Annotated in this window: 15 protein-coding genes; 7 read left to right on the forward strand and 8 right to left on the reverse strand. The window is 73.5% G+C overall.

Going from position 1 to position 15,565, the window contains the following annotated elements; all coding sequences use genetic code 11:
- Nucleotides 1–313: 313 nt before the first annotated feature.
- Entirely contained in the window at nt 314–913 is a 600-nt protein-coding gene (locus QMZ92_RS21245) for a flavin reductase family protein (protein ID WP_283299042.1), read from the reverse strand.
- A 255-nt stretch (nt 914–1,168) separates the two neighbouring features.
- Here QMZ92_RS21245 and QMZ92_RS21250 point away from each other — a divergent pair, with 255 nt between their 5' ends.
- From QMZ92_RS21250 to QMZ92_RS21260, 3 genes are all read left to right on the forward strand, one after another.
- A complete protein-coding gene (locus tag QMZ92_RS21250) occupies nt 1,169–1,789 on the forward strand; it encodes a phosphoribosylanthranilate isomerase (protein WP_283298973.1) in 621 nt (206 codons plus the stop codon).
- A 135-nt stretch (nt 1,790–1,924) separates the two neighbouring features.
- A complete protein-coding gene (locus QMZ92_RS21255; protein WP_283298974.1) occupies nt 1,925–2,518 on the forward strand; it encodes a GNAT family N-acetyltransferase in 594 nt (197 codons plus the stop codon).
- Nucleotides 2,519–2,563: 45 nt separating this feature from the next.
- Nucleotides 2,564–3,202, forward strand: coding sequence for a LysE family translocator (locus QMZ92_RS21260; RefSeq protein WP_283298975.1), 639 nt, complete (start codon nt 2,564–2,566; stop codon nt 3,200–3,202).
- A 43-nt stretch (nt 3,203–3,245) separates the two neighbouring features.
- Here QMZ92_RS21260 and QMZ92_RS21265 read toward each other — a convergent pair whose 3' ends face one another.
- From QMZ92_RS21265 to QMZ92_RS21275, 3 genes are all read right to left on the reverse strand, one after another.
- Nucleotides 3,246–4,061 carry an enoyl-CoA hydratase/isomerase family protein gene (locus QMZ92_RS21265; RefSeq protein WP_283299043.1) on the reverse strand — a complete coding sequence of 272 codons (816 nt, stop codon included), beginning with the start codon at nt 4,059–4,061 and terminating at the stop codon, nt 3,246–3,248.
- Between the two features lie 83 nt (nt 4,062–4,144).
- Nucleotides 4,145–6,367, reverse strand: a complete 2,223-nt coding sequence (locus QMZ92_RS21270) for an acetate--CoA ligase family protein (RefSeq protein ID WP_283298976.1) — start codon at nt 6,365–6,367, stop codon at nt 4,145–4,147.
- A gap of 391 nt (nt 6,368–6,758) precedes the next feature.
- Nucleotides 6,759–7,907, reverse strand: a complete 1,149-nt coding sequence (locus QMZ92_RS21275) for a flavin-containing monooxygenase (protein ID WP_283298977.1) — start codon at nt 7,905–7,907, stop codon at nt 6,759–6,761.
- A 118-nt stretch (nt 7,908–8,025) separates the two neighbouring features.
- On the opposite strand from QMZ92_RS21275, the gene QMZ92_RS21280 reads away from it, so the two are divergent.
- Together QMZ92_RS21280 and QMZ92_RS21285 are read left to right on the forward strand one after the other, a co-directional pair.
- Nucleotides 8,026–8,478, forward strand: a complete 453-nt coding sequence (locus QMZ92_RS21280) for a DoxX family protein (RefSeq protein WP_283298978.1) — start codon at nt 8,026–8,028, stop codon at nt 8,476–8,478.
- Nucleotides 8,479–8,687: 209 nt separating this feature from the next.
- Nucleotides 8,688–9,137 carry a Zn-ribbon domain-containing OB-fold protein gene (locus tag QMZ92_RS21285; RefSeq protein ID WP_283298979.1) on the forward strand — a complete coding sequence of 150 codons (450 nt, stop codon included), beginning with the start codon at nt 8,688–8,690 and terminating at the stop codon, nt 9,135–9,137.
- On the opposite strand, the gene QMZ92_RS21290 is transcribed toward QMZ92_RS21285, so the two are convergent.
- Entirely contained in the window at nt 9,106–10,044 is a 939-nt protein-coding gene (locus QMZ92_RS21290) for a hypothetical protein (protein ID WP_283298980.1), read from the reverse strand. The genes QMZ92_RS21285 and QMZ92_RS21290 overlap by 32 nt on opposite strands.
- 1,234 nt (nt 10,045–11,278) lie before the next feature.
- Between QMZ92_RS21290 and QMZ92_RS21295 the strand changes: the two genes are divergently transcribed.
- The gene (locus tag QMZ92_RS21295) at nt 11,279–11,500 is read left to right on the forward strand and encodes a DUF397 domain-containing protein (RefSeq protein ID WP_283299044.1); all 222 of its coding nucleotides are present in this window, start codon (nt 11,279–11,281) and stop codon (nt 11,498–11,500) included.
- A gap of 8 nt (nt 11,501–11,508) precedes the next feature.
- Nucleotides 11,509–12,321 carry an endonuclease/exonuclease/phosphatase family protein gene (locus tag QMZ92_RS21300; RefSeq protein ID WP_283298981.1) on the forward strand — a complete coding sequence of 271 codons (813 nt, stop codon included), beginning with the start codon at nt 11,509–11,511 and terminating at the stop codon, nt 12,319–12,321.
- A 105-nt stretch (nt 12,322–12,426) separates the two neighbouring features.
- Here QMZ92_RS21300 and QMZ92_RS21305 read toward each other — a convergent pair whose 3' ends face one another.
- From QMZ92_RS21305 to QMZ92_RS21315, 3 genes are all read right to left on the reverse strand, one after another.
- The gene (locus QMZ92_RS21305) at nt 12,427–14,034 is read right to left on the reverse strand and encodes an alpha/beta hydrolase (protein ID WP_283298982.1); all 1,608 of its coding nucleotides are present in this window, start codon (nt 14,032–14,034) and stop codon (nt 12,427–12,429) included.
- A 321-nt stretch (nt 14,035–14,355) separates the two neighbouring features.
- Nucleotides 14,356–15,045, reverse strand: coding sequence for a pyridoxine/pyridoxamine 5'-phosphate oxidase (locus QMZ92_RS21310; RefSeq protein ID WP_283298983.1), 690 nt, complete (start codon nt 15,043–15,045; stop codon nt 14,356–14,358).
- Nucleotides 15,046–15,055: 10 nt separating this feature from the next.
- Entirely contained in the window at nt 15,056–15,484 is a 429-nt protein-coding gene (locus QMZ92_RS21315) for a pyridoxamine 5'-phosphate oxidase family protein (RefSeq protein ID WP_283298984.1), read from the reverse strand.
- Nucleotides 15,485–15,565: the final 81 nt, after the last annotated feature.

A 15,565-nucleotide genomic window follows, 5' to 3' on the forward strand; every position in this document is an offset into this window, starting at 1 on the left:
CAGCGACAGGCAGAGCACCCAGACGCTTCTCCACCACGGACGTCACCGCCACTTCAAGACGCTGACGCTGAGACCGTGGCCGCGGGGACCGGGAAGTCATCGACACACCCGATCCAACGCCACACCCCCGGCCCAGGACACCCCCAGGCCGGTCACACCATACGAATCAACGACCCGCGAAGTACGGGTCTAGAGGGCCTACCTGCGACTGATCTTGGTCGGTGAGTGCCGGGCCATGGAGACGGTCGCGCCCAGCTGAACCCGCGGGCCGGCACGCCCCGGGGTCAGTCACGGGTCAGCCACCGCAACTGGACTAGGCCTCGAAGCGCCCGAACCGCCCCCGATGGAACAGCAGCGGATCGCCGTCGTCCTCCGCGCCCAGGGCCTCCACCCGTCCCACCACGATCAGATGGTCGCCGCCGGTGTGGACCGTGCTGATCGTGCAGTCGATCCAGGCGGGTACGGAGGCGAGGCGGGGGGAGCCGGTCACCGGGGCGGGGGTGTGGGCGACGCCCTCGAACTTGTCGGCGCCGCTCACCGCGAACGCGCGGCAGAGGCCACCCTGGTCCGCTCCGAGGACGTTGACGCAGAACGCCCCGGCGCGGGCGATGCGCGGCCAGGTCGTCGACGTACGGGCGACCATGAACACCACCAGGGGCGGGTCGAGCGACAGCGACGCGAAGGACTGGCAGGCGAAGCCCGCAGGGCCGCCGCCCTCCGCGTCGTGGGCCGTGACGACCGTGACCCCGCTCGCGAAGTGCCCGAGCACGCGCCGGAACTCGGCGGGGGCGACCGGCAGCCGTTCGTCCTCCCCGACGGTGCGCAGCGCGGGACGCGGCAGCGGGTCGAAGGACGGCTCGCCCGGCGGGGCGGCGCCGGCGGAGCGGAGGTAGCGGACGGCGGTCGCGGCCATCCCGGCGTGTCCCATCACACCGTCCATTGAACCTGAGGGTGCGTCAGATGGGAACCCTCCGCCCCGCCCGCCCTCCTGTCGTGATGGGCCGCCCCGGTGAACCCACCCCGCACCGGTCCGCGCGCCTTCGGTCCGCGCGCGCCTGCGCTCCGCGTGCGGCAGCGGTTTCCACAAGGAGGCGGTCCCCACCCGGCAGTGGTCCGCGCCCGGTAGCGTGGAGCCGACCAGTCGCCGCCGTCACGGAGAAGCACCGACATGGGCACACCCCTGTTCGTCAAGGTCTGCGGTCTGCGCACGGAACGGGACGTGGACACCGCCGTCGAGGCCGGGGCCGACGCCATCGGCTTCGTCTTCGCCGAGAGCCCGCGCCGTATCGACGCCGGTACCGCGCGGCGCCTCGCCGCCCGAGTGCCCGACGGCGTCCTGACGGTCGGCGTCTTCCGCGACCAGCCGCTCGATTCCGTCCGCGCCCTGCTGGGCGAGACCGGCATGCGTGCCGTGCAACTGCACGGCCAGGAGGACCTCGCGTACTTCGACGCCCTGCGTCCGGACGCCCGCACCCTGATCCGGGGGGTCGCCGTCAGGGGCGAGGTTCCGCGGTACGGCGAGCGCGGCGAGGACGTCCTCCTGCTCGACGCGCCCGTGCCCGGCGCGGGCGAGACCTGGGACCGCAGCGGCAAGCAGCTCCCGGCCCCCGGCCGGCGCTGGCTGCTCGCCGGTGGACTCGACCCGCACAACGTCGCGGACGCGGTCCGCACGGCCCGCCCCTGGGGCGTGGACGTCTCCAGCGGCGTCGAGATCAGCCGCGGAGTGAAGAGCCCCGAACTGATCGATGCGTTCATCGCGGCCGCCCGCGGCGCCTCGACGGTGTCCTGACCGGCGGCAGCGTACCGAGCGCCTCCCCGGCCTCCCCGGCGTCGCCCGCGCCCTCGTCCGGCACCGCACTCCGCACCGACCGAGGAACCGCTAATCCGTTTGCCGCTGGCCGGTCCGGCCGGATAGGAAGCCTGCATGCTAAGAGGCGGCATGGTCGGGCTCAGGGCCCGGCACGAGGACGACATCCCGATCCTGCGGGCCGAGCTCTACGACGACGTGGTCAACGCCTCGCGGGCCGAAAGCGGGCCGTGGCGGCCGATCACGCCCGGCTCGAAGGACCCGCGGCTCGTGGTGGACGACGAGGAGCAGGGGAGCGTCCCGTTCTCCGTGGTGGAGCTGGACGGCGGCACACTGGTCGGCGCCGCGACGCTGTGGGGCATCGACAACCACAACCGGTCCGCGCACATCGGGCTGGGGCTGCGGCCGTCCGCCCGCGGCAAGGGCTACGGCACCGACGTGGTCGCGGTGCTCTGTCACTACGGATTCGTCGTGCGCGGCCTGCAGCGGCTGCAGATCGAGACGCTGTCGGACAACGAGGCGATGCTCCGCTCCGCCGAGCGCAACGGCTTCGTCCGCGAGGGCGTACTGCGCTCCTCGGCCTGGGTGATGGGCGAGTTCCTGGACGAGGTGCTGCTCGGCCTCCTCGTCCGGGACTGGCAGCGGGACCCGCAGGTCCGGGCTGCCGTCCGCCCGGCAGGTGCGGGGCGCGGAGCAGCCCGGGACGGCTGAGGAAAACGGGTCGCGGGGGCGGCCGTCCCCGGGTTCCATGACCCCATGGTGTCCATCGACCGTCTTTCGGCCTTCGCGGCCATGTCGTTCCTGCTGATCGTGATCCCCGGCCCCAGCGTGCTGTTCGTGATCGGGCGCGCACTGGCGCAGGGGCGCCGCGCCGCGCTGACCACGGTCGTCGGGAACACGCTGGGGGCCTGTCTGCTCGTCGTGACCGTCGCCCTCGGGATCGGCACCGTCGTGGAGCGGTCCGTCCTCGTGTTCACGACGCTGAAGCTCGCGGGCGCCGCGTACCTCGTGTACCTCGGGGTCAAGGCGGTACGGCAGCGGCGGTCCCTGCAGTCCGCGATCACGGCAGGCGGCCCCGGGCACGGGAGTGCGCGGACGCTGTGGGAGGGGTTCGCGGTCGGGGCGGCGAACCCGAAGACGGTCGTGTTCTTCGCCGCCGTGCTGCCGCAGTTCGTCGACCGCGAGGACGGGCACGTCGTAGTGCAGATGCTGCTGCTGGGCCTGGTCTTCAACGTCATCGCGCTGGTCTCCGACAGCGTCTGGGGCCTGGCCGCGGCGACCACGCGAAGCTGGTTCGCCCGGTCGCCGCGGCGGCTCGCCGTGATCGGTGGGGCCGGCGGACTCGCGATGATCGGCCTCGGCGTCACCGTCGCGGCGACGGGCCGCGAGGACTGAACGCGCGAGGACCGGGAGCCCCGCTGGAGGCGGCGACGCGCCCCTACCGTCCCCGGTACTGCGGCGTCCGGCGTTCCACGAAGCCCGCGACGCCCTCGTTCGCGTCCCGCGTCGTCATGGCGATCTCCACCGCCGACGCCTCCGCCGCGAAGGCGGAGGCGCGGTCGACGTCGAGCGAGGCGTTCACCAGCTGCTTGGTGAGCGCGAGGGCGCGGGTCGGGCCGTGTGCCAGGCGCTCGGCCCACGTGCGGGTGGTCCTCTCCAGCTCGTCCGCCGCGACGACCCGGTTGACCAGCCCCATCCGCTCGGCGTCGGCCGCGGACAGCGCGTCCCCGAAGAACATCAGCTCCTTCGCGCGGTGCGGTCCGACCAGTCGCGGCAGCAGATACGCCCCGCCCCCGTCCGGGACGAGTCCGCGCCGTACGAACACCTCGATGAAGCGCGCGGATTCGGCGGCCAGGACCAGGTCGCAGGCGAAGGCCAGATGCGCGCCGATGCCGGCCGCCGTGCCGTTCACCGCGGCGATCACCGGCTTCTCGCAGTCCAGGACGGCGGCGATGAACCGCTGTGCGCCGAGCCGGATCATCCGGGCCACGTCGCCGGGCACGCGCTCCCGCGCGCCCGCCGAGGACGAACCGGGCGCGGCACTGCCGGGCTCGGAACTCCCGGACGCGGGGTTCCCGGTCGCAGATGCATGGGGACGCTCGCCTGCTTCGGGCCGCTCGCCGCGCAGGTCCGCGCCGGCGCAGAAGCCCTTGCCCGTCGCGGTGATCACGACCGCCCGGACGTCGGGATCGGCGGAGGCGTCCGCGAGGAGCGTGATGATCCGCTCGCGCTGGTCCCGGGTGACGGCGTTCATCGCCTCGGGCCGGTCGAGTGTGATCCACGAGACGCCGTTCTCCGTGCGGTGCAGCACGCCCCGCGTCACCGGTCCCTCCTCGCTCACCGGCACACCGCCAGCGCGTCCAGTGCCACCGCGCCCTGGCCGCGGGGCAGGACCATCAGGGGATTGATGTCCAGCTCCGAGAGGTCCCCGCCGAGCTCCAGCGCCATCCGCTGGACCCGCAGGACGACTTCGACGAGCGCGTCCACGTCGACGGGAGGCCCGCCCCTGACCCCGTCGAGCAGGGCTCGTCCGCGCAGTTCGGCGAGCATCGAGCGGGCCTGGTCCTCGCCGAACGGCGGGACCCGCACCGCCACGTCCCGCAGCACTTCCACGAGCACCCCGCCGAGGCCGACCGTCACCGTCGGCCCGAACAGCTCGTCCCGCGTCACGCCGACGACCATCTCGATCCCGCGCTCGACCATCTGGCAGACGAGGACGCCGTCCAGGTCCACGCCCTCGTACCGGGCGATGTCGGTCAGTTCGCGGTACGAGTCGCGGACCTGGCTGGCCGAGGTCAGCCCGATCTTCACCAGGCCCAGCTCCGTCTTGTGCGCGAGCTGCGGCGCGGACGCCTTCATCACCACCGGGTAGCCGACCAGCCCCGCCGCCCTCACGGCGGCCGCCGCGCTGGTCACCAACTGCTCGCGCGGCACCCGGATCCCGTACGCGCGCAGCAGCTGCTTCGCCGCGTGCTCGCTGAGCCGGTGGCCGGCTCGGAGCAGCGCCTGCGCCTTGCGGAAGGAGGGGGAGAGGGTGCGGGGCGCCTCGTCGAAGGGGGAGCGGTAGCCGCTGGTGAAGCGGTGGTGGTCGAAGTACGCCTTGACGGCCGTGATGCAGTTGCCGAACGTGCGGAAGGTCGCGACCCGGGACGAGCCGAGCAGTGTCGTCCGGTACGCGTCCTCCGTCCCGACCGGTGAACCCCACACCACGCACACCAGCTTGTCCGTGGCCTCCGCCGCGTCCACCAGGTCCTGTGCGAGCCTGTCGCTCATGGGCGGGAAGGGTCCGGTGATCGGGCAGATCAGCACACCGACGCCGGGGTCGGCGAGGATCGCGTCGATGATCCTCCGGCCGCGCCAGTCGCCGACGGGATGCCCGCCGTTGTCGACCGGGTTGGCGACGCTCAGGTACTCCGGTATCCACTGGTGCAGTTCGGCCTGGCGGTCCGCGGACAGCTGGGGCAGTCGCAGCCCGGCCGCGGTGGCGAGGTCAGCGAAGTGCGCGCCCGTGCCGCCGGAGATCGAGTAGACGACGACCCCGTCGGCGGCGGGCCTGCGGGCCCGGGCCAGGAGGGCCGCGGTGTCCTGGAGCTCGTCGAGGCCGTCGACGCGGATCACCCCGTACTGGCGCATCGCCGCGTCCACGACCCGGTCCGCGCCGGTGAGCTTGCCGGTGTGCGAGGCGGCCGTCCGGGCGCCTGCCTCGGTACGGCCCACCTTGACCGCGACGACCGGGACACGGTTGCGGGCGGCCCGGTCCGCGGCGAGCAGGAACGAGCGGCCGTCCTTGAGGCCCTCCACGTAGCAGGCGATGGCCCCGACCTCGGGCCGTCCGGAGAAGTACGAGATGAAGTCCGCGGTCTCCAGGTCGGCCTCGTTGCCCGTCGGCGCCCAGTGGGAGAGCCGTACACCGAGTTCCTGCATGGTGAAGACGGGGCGGCCCTGGTGGCCGGACTGGGTGATCAGCGCGATGGCGGGGCCCTCGAGGTCGTCGCGGAACCGCTCGAAGGCGTTGAGGTTGGTGTTCGGTCCGAGCAGCCGCAGCCCGGACCGTTCCACGGCGGCGGCGAGCCGTCGCTGGGCGTCGGCGCCGGCCTCGCCGGTCTCGGCGAACCCGGACGCGAAGGCCACGGCGAACTTCACCTTCGCCTGGCCGAGTTCCTCGATGACGGGCAGCGGGTCGCCGACGAGGAGCACGGCGAGGTCCACGGGCTCGGGCAGTTCGGCGACGGACGGTACACAGGGCAGTCCGAAGACGGCGGTACGGGTCGGATGGACCGGGTGCAGTCTCGCCCCGACCCGTTCGGCCCAGGCGATCAGCTGGCGGGTGATCCCGGTGTTGGGCCGGCCGTCGGCGTCGGAGGCGCCGACGACGGCGACCGCCTCGGGCCGGAAGAAGCGGTCGAGTTCGGGTACGGGCGCGTACAGCGGACGGCCGCTGACGTCGAGGTCGCCCTCGGCCGCGGTGACGCCGTGGACGGCCGCCCCGGTCTGCTGCCCGCAGGCCACCACTCGGGCGCGGAGGTCGGTGGTCAAGGTGCCGTGGGTTGATCCAAGCATCGTTCCGCCGCTCCTTGCTCGTCGGCCATGTTACTGACGCATAGTCAGATTACAGAACTGACGGCATGTCAGGAATGGTCCGTGCGCGGGGAAGTGCCTGGGAGCGAGCCCGGCCGGACGGGGCGCGCGGGGATGCTGCCCGGGGCCACCCGGAAGGAACCCGTCTCCCGGCGATCGGACCCCGGGATGGCCGGATGTGCGGGAGGGGCTGGCCGGATCACCGGTACCGGTGGGGTTGCGGGGGTCTCGCCCGCGCCGCCCCGGGACCTCCCGCGGGCGCCCTGGAGGCCGGTGCCTGTGCCGGTGCCGGTGCCGGTGTCGACGTCAAGGCGGCCGTCAGTCGGCGCCGGGTCCGTCCCCGCGGGGGATCCCCGCCCCGGGGGGCGGGGGGTCACTTCGACAGGGCCTTGGCTATCTTCCGCGCGTCCAGAGCCATTTCGCGGAGCATCCCGCTGATCGGGTTGGTGAAGCCCGTGAAGTACAGGCCCGGGGCCTCGCGCGGGGTCCGGCCGCCGTGGACGGCCGGCCGACCACGGTCGTCCAGTACGCCGAGGTGCCCCAGCAGCGGTTCCAGTGCGCGGTGGTAGCCGGTGGCCGCGATGACCGCGTCCGGCGATATGCGGGAGCCGTCCGCCAGGACCACCTTGCCGTCGTCGAACGACTCGACGGCGGCGACCGGCTCCACCGTCCCGCTGCGGACCGCGTCGATCAGGCCCACGTCCTGTACCGGGATGGCGCCCTGCCGGACCCGTGTGTACAGGCCCGCCTCCGGGCGCGGCAGGCCGTGCTCGGACAGATCCGGCACGGCGATCCGGGCCAGCAGCCGACCCACCGCGTCCACCAGCCGCACCGGCAGCCGCCGGACGAGGATCCCCGTGCGCTGTGCCGGCCAGCCGGCGGTCGAACGGCGGACGATGTGCGGCGCGGTCCGCACGGCCAGACGCACCCGTGAGGCTCCCGCCTCGGCCAGGTCCGCCGCTATCTCCGCGCCCGTGTTGCCGACCCCGACGACGAGCACGTCCTTGCCCGTGTAGGGGGAAGGGCTGCGGTACGCGGAGGCGTGCAGCAGTTCGCCCGTGTACGTGTCCCGGCCGGGCCAGTCCGGCATCCGGGGGGTGTGGTTGAACCCGGTCGCCACGACGACGGCGCGCCCGGTGAGCCGCCGTCCGCCGCTCGCGTGGAGCACCCAGTCCGGGCCCTCGGGCTCGATCCTGGACACCTCCACGCCCGTCATCAGCTCCAGCTCGTGGAACTCGGCGTACTTCTCGAGGTAGCGGACCACGTCGTCCCGGGCGACCCAGCGCCCGAAGCGGCGCGGCATGGGCAGGCCGGGCAGTCCCGACAGGCGCCGGGTCGTGTGCAGGTGCAGCCGGTCGTAGTGCCCGCGCCAGGATGCCCCGACGGTGTCCGACTTCTCCAGGACGACCGCTCTCACCCCGCGCTCCCGCAGGGCTGCGGCGACGGCGAGTCCGCCGGGTCCGGCCCCGATGACGTACACGGGGCGGTCGTTGGTGAGGTCGATGGCTCTGTGGTCGGGCATGAGTGCTCACTGTAGTGGCGCGCGGTTGCGAAACGGTCACGGCCGGCTACCTCTTGCGCACACGGACCGCTTCCGGTGAACTGACGTACCGTCAGAATCTGTGGGGAGGGGACCGGCAATGCGGACGATCTTGCTCACCGGCGCCGAATGGCTCGCCGTCCTGCGCATCGGCCTCGGCCTGTGGTGGCTGGAGAGCTGGCGGCACAAGGACAGGAAGGGCTGGTTCGAGCGGGGCACCGGCATCGCCTGGGCCGCCGAGGTCGCAGCGAAGCACCGCTGGGCGGCGGTCAGGTCCGGCTTCGACCGGATCGTGGCCCCGCGCCCCAGGGCGATGGCGTACATCGTCGTCTACGCCGAACTCGCCCTCGGGCTCGGGCTGATCACCGGCTTCGTCACCCCGGTCGCCCTGATCGGAGGGCTGACCCTCAACCTCCTCTACCTGGTACTGATGATCCACGACTGGGCCGAGCAGGGGCAGAACGCGATGATGGCGCTGATCTCGCTCGTCGCGCTGCTCGCCGTGTCGTGGCAGGCATGGTCCCTCGACAGCGCACTGGGGCTCTTCCTGTGAGCGCGGGAGCGAACGGCGACGGGAGCGGCACCGACCTGACGGCCGCGGCGCCCGCCCGGGCCGCGTCTCACGCGGACCCGACCGTGTCCCCGGCTGCCCGGACCGCCCCGTCCGCGGACCGGACGGCTGCCGCTCCCGGCCGAACAGCGTCCCCCGCGGACCGGACCGCGGCGGCTCCCGCCCGGACCGTGTCTTCGGCTGCCCGGACGGTGTCCCCCGCGGACCGGACCGCGGCGACCCCGGACGTCGACGACTTCACCCGCCCGTGGTGGGACGCCGCGGCCGAGGGGCGTCTGCTGGTCCGCCGCTGCGGCGCGTGCGGCCGTGCCCACCACTATCCGCGCGAGTTCTGCCCGTACTGCTGGAGCGAGGCCGCCGTCTGGGAGCCGGCGAGCGGCCGGGCGACCCTCTACACCTGGTCCGTCGTCCACCGCAACGACCTGCCGCCCTTCGGCGCCCGCACGCCCTACACCGCCGCCGTCGTCGACCTCGCGGAGGGCCCGCGGATGATGACCGAGATCGTCGAGTGCCCGGAGGCGGAGCTGCGGATCGGGATGGAGTTGGAGGTCGCCTTCCGGGAGGAGGGCGGGGGAGTGGTGGTCCCGGTGTTCCGCCCGGCGGCTGAGGTCAGCCGGCGGGCTCGGCCATCCGGCGCATGACGGCGACGGGGATCGTCGGGTTCACCAGGGCGTCGCGGAACGTCCTCCGGTCCCGCAGCAGCCGCACCAGCATGCGCGCGGGCAGCCGTCCGTGCCTCACCGCCGTCACGCGCACCGCTTCGTGCGGGTCGTCGAGCAACCGCACCGCCGACGCCGTCGGCAGCCGAGGATCCTCAGCGGCCCGGCGCCGCACCTCCCAGTGGGGATCCCGGCTGAAGCGCTCCACCAAGTCCGCCGTCGAGTCCGGGTCGTCCAGCGCAAGTTGACGCAGCCGGTGATGCGGGTCGTCCGCGTACCGGAGCAGATCCCGGCGCGGGAAGTTCGGATGCGAGCGCGGCCTCCCCGGGCAGCTCAAGCTGCCGTTCCACCACAGCCACACCTCCAGCAGCATGGACGCGGGCGCGTCGTCGCAGGACTCGGCGAGGAACAGCCGAACGACCTGGTCCTCGTCCCGGGCGAGACGCTCGACGACGTCCGGCGGTAGGCGCTTCGCCCGGGCGGCGCTGCTGCGCAGGAGCAGATGGGACGAGGCCGCGCAGCGGCGCATGGCCTCCGGATCGTCGTGGAGCGCATGGACCCAGGGCAGCGTCAGCCGCATACCGTCCGGATCGACCTCCGCCCGGACCGCCGCCCGCTGTTCCTCGGTAAGTTCGGGCCGTACGGACACCTGGAAGCGGACGTTGTCGTCGTCGTCCTCGGCGAGCACGGCCACCAGATCCGGGTCCAGATGGGGATTGCGCGCCACGGACCGCCGCCGCGCGGCGTCCCCGTGCCCGCACAGGTACTCCGCGAACCCCCGCTCCAGACGGCACGTCTCCACGGCCTCGTCGGTGAAGCCCTGTTCCTCGAACACCGACCTGGGCAGCGGGTGCGTCGCGTGGTGCCGCAGCAGGGCCGCGGCACGCACACCGGAGTCGGCGTCGCCACGCAGCGCCTCCCGCGCCGAGAGCGCCAGGTCCTCCCACCCCGTGCACGCGGCGGCGCGGACCCGCGCGTCGGGGTCGGCCGCGAGCGCGGCGCGCAGCGCGCCGGGAAGCGGGCAGCCGCGGCGCGCACGAGCGCCGAAGCGTCCCCGGCGAGCCGCTCGTACCCCTCCGCGGTCAACTCCGCGCCCGTCCGCGCGGCGTCCTCGGCGAGCAGCGCCCGGCGCGCGGAACCCGGCTCGGCCAGGATCAGCCGCGTCCACTGTCCGGCGGTCAACGGGTGCCGTCGTTCGACGAGTTGCGACCGCACGTTCCGGTCCGGGTGGTCGACGGCGGCGTCCACCACCCCCGGCGGCAGGTCCTTGCGCCACAGGAGATCGGCCGCCGAGTCCAGCAGCCGCACCAGCACGTCCCCGGGCACCGCCCGGTTGAACCCGAGCCACTCGCGCCAGCCCGCAGGCAGCTCCGGGGGCCGCATCGGCCCCTCGAAGAGCCACGCCCACGCGGCCTCACGCTCCTCGGGCGTCTCCCGGGCCTCCGCCCGCGCGGCCTCCTCCTGCCGCTCCCGGATCCGGTCCACGGCGACCAGCCGGACGTCGTACTCCTCGCAGGTGACGCCGAGCAGCGACCCGCCGTCGACCGCCGCGGTCACGAACTCGGGCCGCCCCGGCCGTTCGCCGAGGACGCCCGCGAGATCCCACTCGGCGCCGAGCCGCACCCGGACCCAACGCCTCGGACCACTGCGGGAATCGGCGACGTCGACGAGGAACACGCCGTCCGTCCCGATCACGCCGTACTCGACCGCGAGCCGGTGCCACTGCGCGTTGACCGCGGAGACGAGGTCCGGCCGGTCGTACCGGACGCGCGCGGTCGGTTCCATGCCCATCGCGGCGAGGGGCCGCCACACGGCCCGCGCCGGAAGGACGTCCTCGTCCCGGGGCCGGTCCCCCACGAACTCCAGCCCGGCGCGTGCCATCAGTCCGGCGAACTCTTCTCCCCACCCCGTCATACCGGCCATGATCCCCCGGCTCAGCCCTCGGGCGACAGGCACAGCTGCGCGGTGACCACCGCGAACAGCAGCTCCGGGTCCACGAACTCCCCGGCGGCCGGCGGCCCCGCGCGCCAGGACAGCGGATGGGCGTTGCCGTCGGCGGCCGGGACGCCGACGTACTGGTCCCGGGCGCACGGGCCGAAGCAGGCGGCACCGGGCGGCCAGGGATGCTCCTCAACGAGGGCGGAAGCTGCGTCGAGATCGCCTACGCCTGGCGCACCTCCAGCTACAGCGGCAACGAGGGCGATGCGTGCGTCGAGGTCGCCGCCTGCCCCCACACCGTCCACGTCCGCGACTCCAAGGTGCCGGACGGCCGGATGCTCAGCGTCGCGCCGGCCTCCTGGGCGGCGTTCGTCGCCACGACCGCCGCCCCGCGCCCGGCCCGGTAGCTCGCGCCATGCGTGTGGTGACGTGGAACGTGTGGTGGCGCTTCGGGCCCTGGGAGAAGCGGCGGCACGCGATCCTGGCCGTCCTGCGCGAGCTGCGGCCCGATGTCGTCGGCCTCCAGGAGGTGTGGGCGACGGGTGACGAGAACCTGGCGCGGTGGCTCGCCGAGGAACTGGGGCTGCACTGGACATGGGCGGCCTCCGACGCGCCGCAGCGGTGGCAGCGGAGGAACGGCGAGACGGACGTCGACTTCGGCAACGCCGTGCTCAGCCGGTGGCCGATCGCGGACCGGGAGGTGCTGCGGCTGCCGTCGGCCGCGAGGTACGAGGACGGCCGCCTCGTGCTGCACACCCGGCTGGACGTGCCCGGCGGCCCGCCCGTGCCGTTCTTCACCACGCGTCTGACGTCCGACATCGACGCCTCGGCCGTGCGTTGCGCCCAGGTGCGCGAGCTGGTCGGTTTCGTCGCCCGGCACCGGGGTGACGGCCCGTACCCGGCCGTGATCACGGGGGACTTCGCCTGGTACGAGCACCGCGACAGCGACGCGAAGGCCGCCGACTTCCCTAGGCCGGAGGTCGTGCCCCTGGTCGACGCCGCGCTGGTGGACGTGGCGGCGGCCCGGCCCGACCATCCGGACACGGCCGACGTGCGGCATCTCCTGGCGTACTTCCTGACCCGGCAGGGCCGGTACGACGCGGCGCTGGAGCAGTTCCGGATCGTCGACGGGTACGTCGACGCACTGCCGTGGCGCTACTGGACCGACCCGGCCGCTGTCTACTGCGGTTGGCGGGACCGCGCGGTGCGGGGCGCGCGCAGGCGCTGAGCGCCGGGCGCCGAACCCGCAGTCGGCGCCCGGCCGCGGACGTGACAGTGGGGCCTCCCGTGGCGGAAGGCCCCACGTCGTTCGACCGGGTGGTGTCGCCGTGCGTCAGAAGCGGTCGCGCGTCCCGGACAGCCCCGGGACTCCCGGAGGTGTCGGCAGCGGAAGCTGCAGCCGGTCCTTGCGCTGGCCGGCCGGGGTCCGGCAGGTCAGGTCCTTCGCCGGCAGCCTGCCCGTCGTCAGATACGCGGTCGCCGTCTTGTCGGCGCAGGACTTGGAGCCGTAGATGCCGTGGCCCACGCCGCCCAGTACCGTGACCATACGGGAGCCCTTCATGGCCCGGCGCAGGCCCTGACCGCTGGTCAGCGGCGTCTGGGAGTCCCACTCGTTCTGCAGGACGAGCGCGCCGACCCTGTTGTCGATCCTGGTGGCCTGTTCGGGGCCGTTCTTCCAGAACGCACACGGCTTGATGTTGGACGCGAAGTCGCCGTACAGCGGGTACCTGGCCTTGTCGCGGATCGCGTCACGGCGGTACTGCTCGGGGTCGCGCGGCCAGGAGCGGGTGTCGGCGCACACCACGGCCCAGAAGCTCGCGTCCCCGTTGTCCGAGGGCACGGCGCGGGCGAACGACGGCGGGACGGGGCTCTGCGACCCGCTGCGCTCGCGGGACGGCGCCGGCTTCTTGCCCGCCGCGGCCTTCTTCAGGTCGGCGACCGTCTGGGCGGCGCCGGCCACGTCGAAGAAGATCGCCCGTCCGGAACGGATGTCGTCGCCGGTGACGCGCGTCCCGTCCATGTCGACGGGCTTGCGGTCGGCCCGGGCGACGAGGTCCCAGAAGGTCTTGCGGACCTTGGCCGGGGTGTTGCCCAGCTTGTACTTCGCGTGCCGCTCGGCGGTCCACTCGCTCCAGTGCGTGAACGCGGGCTCGGCGCCCTCCGCCCACACCTGGATCATCCCCCGCCAGATCCGCTGCGGGTCGACGGCGCTGTCCAGCACGAACCGGTCGGCCCGCTTGGGGAACATCTGCGTGTAGACGGCGCCGAGGTAGGTGCCGTAGGAGTACCCCAGGTAGGAGATCTTCTTCTCGCCCAGTACGGCGCGGACGACGTCCATGTCGCGCGCGGTGTTGCGGGTGGTGAACCGGAGCAGCGCGTCACCGCCCTTGGCCCGGCACTTCTCGGCCACCGTACGGGCCCACTTCACGTCCTTGGCGAACGTGGCGGCCTTGTACGGGCGCTCCCAGTTGCGTTCGCCGTCCTTCAGCCCGCAGCTCACGGGGGAGCTCTGGCCGACGCCCCGCGGGTCGAACCCGATGAGGTCGTACTTCTTCTTCACGGACGCGGGCAGTTCGCTCGCCAGGAACAGCGGCATGCTCAGGCCCTCGCCGCCGGGGCCGCCGGGGTTGAGCAGCAGCACTCCGCGCCGCTCCTTGGCGCTGGTGGCCTTCATCCGCGACACGGCGACGTCGATCTTCTTGCCGCCGGGACGGCTGTAGTCGAGCGGCACCTTGACCGTCGCGCACTGGAAGCCCGCCGGACTCTGCGCGTCGCAGCGCTTCCAGCGCGGCTTCTGCTGCGTGTACTGCTTCAAGGGGTCGGCCGCGGCGGGGATCTTGGGCGCCGGGGCGGCCGCCGAGGCGACGGCGGGGGTGAGCGCGGGGACGAGGGTCGCGACGGCGCTGACGGCCAGAACGGGGGCTATTCGTCTGCTTCGCACAATGATGCGGTCCTTGTGAGGGGGGTGGTCGAACGTCATCCACCCTTTCGCAGAACGGAGTTGCGCGAATCACTCGCCGGGCCCGGGGTCGGTCCGACCGCAGGAGGAGGGCGCGCCACGACGAATGGTCCCCCTGGCTGAGAACGGAAGCGGCCGATTTCCCGTCGGGGGTCCGCAGGCGTCGGACGGACAACCGCCGGCGGGCGGGGCCCGACGGCGTCTCCGGGGGATCGGACGAGAGGCGACGCGGCGGCGGCGCGAACCCGTCGGCGTCAGGACGGAATCCTCCCGACCGCCCTGTTCGTCTCGCGGCCCGCCCCGCTACGGCCAGAGCATTTCCCGGACCCACGCGTCCGCGTCGTCCTCTCGCCGGTAGCGCAGCCGGACGTGCCGGCGTCGCGCGTCCCCCTGGAAGAACTCGACCTCGGACGGGACGAGCACGTACACCGTCCAGGTCTCCGCCGTCGCCTCCGGATCGGTCTCGGCGCGCTCCCACGCGGCCGCGTTCGCCCGCCGCAACTCCTCCTGCGAGCCGAGGACCTCGCTCTGCCGGCCGACGAGCGCCGCCGCCAGCGCCCCGGTCGACCGGGCGTGCAGATCGGCGTACGCCTCCTCCGGGGTGCCCGGCACGACCCGGCCGCGGACGCGTACCTGCCGGCCGTGCAGGGACCAGTAGAAGCCGAGCGCCGCCTCCGGGCGGGCCGCGAGCTGGCGGCCCTTCGCGCTCGTCGCGTGGGTGGCGAAGTGCCAGCCGTGGGCGTCCGCGTCGTGCAGCATCAGCGTCCGCAGGTCGGGCCGGGAGTCCCCGTCCACGGTGGCGAGGGTCATGGTGTGCGGTTCGGGCTGGCCGGCGGCCGCGGCCTCCGTGAACCAGCGGTGGAACAGCGGCAGCGGCTCCGCCGGGGCGCCGTCCGGGTCGAAGGACGGCAGGTCCGTGTCCCAGACCTTCAGCGACCTGAGCAGCTCACGGAACTCTCGGGCGGTGCCGTCGCCGCCGGGATCGTGCGTCATGCCCCGATCATCACACCTGGCCCAGGTCGGACGACAGCCACCGCTGCGGCCGCATCCGCAGCACGACCGTCTCGCCGTGCTCCTTCAGCGCGAACTCGACGTACCCGTCGACCTTGCCCGGCGGAAGATAGCGGGCGGCGAGCTCCCGCAGCGCCGTCTCGGTGCCGGGCTCCGTCGACGTGACGGGCCCCTCGACCTGGACGTAGCGGACCGTGGGCTGCAGCCGGTCGACCATCAGCGAGAACCGCCCCGCCGCGCCGATCAGCCGGTGCTTGCGCGAGTCGCGCCCCGTCAGGATCCAGACTTCCCCGCCGGGTTCGTACTGGTACCAGATCGGCACGCTCAGCGGCGCCCGGCCGTCCTCACCGGAGTCGATCGCGATCGCCGCGACATGGGGCTCTGCCAGGAACTGCTCACGCTCTTCGCGACTGAGGGCCACCGGAATCTCCTCACGGGCTCGTGAACGGTCTGGGGAAGGGCGTCGCCCTCCCGTCCTCGTCCCACTGTGCCGCAACCGCCG

Source organism: Streptomyces sp. HNM0645 (genome assembly GCF_030056615.1).
In the GTDB taxonomy this organism is placed as follows: domain Bacteria; phylum Actinomycetota; class Actinomycetes; order Streptomycetales; family Streptomycetaceae; genus Streptomyces; species Streptomyces marianii.

Coding starts and splice junctions, on each gene's coding strand:
- QMZ92_RS21270 (WP_283298976.1), bottom strand. CDS start 6,367: ATGCTTGGATCAACCCACGGCACCTTGACCACCGACCTCCGCGCCCGA.
- QMZ92_RS21250 (WP_283298973.1), top strand. CDS start 1,169: ATGGGCACACCCCTGTTCGTCAAGGTCTGCGGTCTGCGCACGGAACGG.
- QMZ92_RS21245 (WP_283299042.1), bottom strand. CDS start 913: ATGGCCGCGACCGCCGTCCGCTACCTCCGCTCCGCCGGCGCCGCCCCG.
- QMZ92_RS21310 (WP_283298983.1), bottom strand. CDS start 15,045: ATGACGCACGATCCCGGCGGCGACGGCACCGCCCGAGAGTTCCGTGAG.
- QMZ92_RS21295 (WP_283299044.1), top strand. CDS start 11,279: ATGCTCCTCAACGAGGGCGGAAGCTGCGTCGAGATCGCCTACGCCTGG.
- QMZ92_RS21265 (WP_283299043.1), bottom strand. CDS start 4,061: ATGAACGCCGTCACCCGGGACCAGCGCGAGCGGATCATCACGCTCCTC.
- QMZ92_RS21260 (WP_283298975.1), top strand. CDS start 2,564: ATGGTGTCCATCGACCGTCTTTCGGCCTTCGCGGCCATGTCGTTCCTG.
- QMZ92_RS21300 (WP_283298981.1), top strand. CDS start 11,509: ATGCGTGTGGTGACGTGGAACGTGTGGTGGCGCTTCGGGCCCTGGGAG.
- QMZ92_RS21255 (WP_283298974.1), top strand. CDS start 1,925: ATGCTAAGAGGCGGCATGGTCGGGCTCAGGGCCCGGCACGAGGACGAC.
- QMZ92_RS21275 (WP_283298977.1), bottom strand. CDS start 7,907: ATGCCCGACCACAGAGCCATCGACCTCACCAACGACCGCCCCGTGTAC.
- QMZ92_RS21280 (WP_283298978.1), top strand. CDS start 8,026: ATGCGGACGATCTTGCTCACCGGCGCCGAATGGCTCGCCGTCCTGCGC.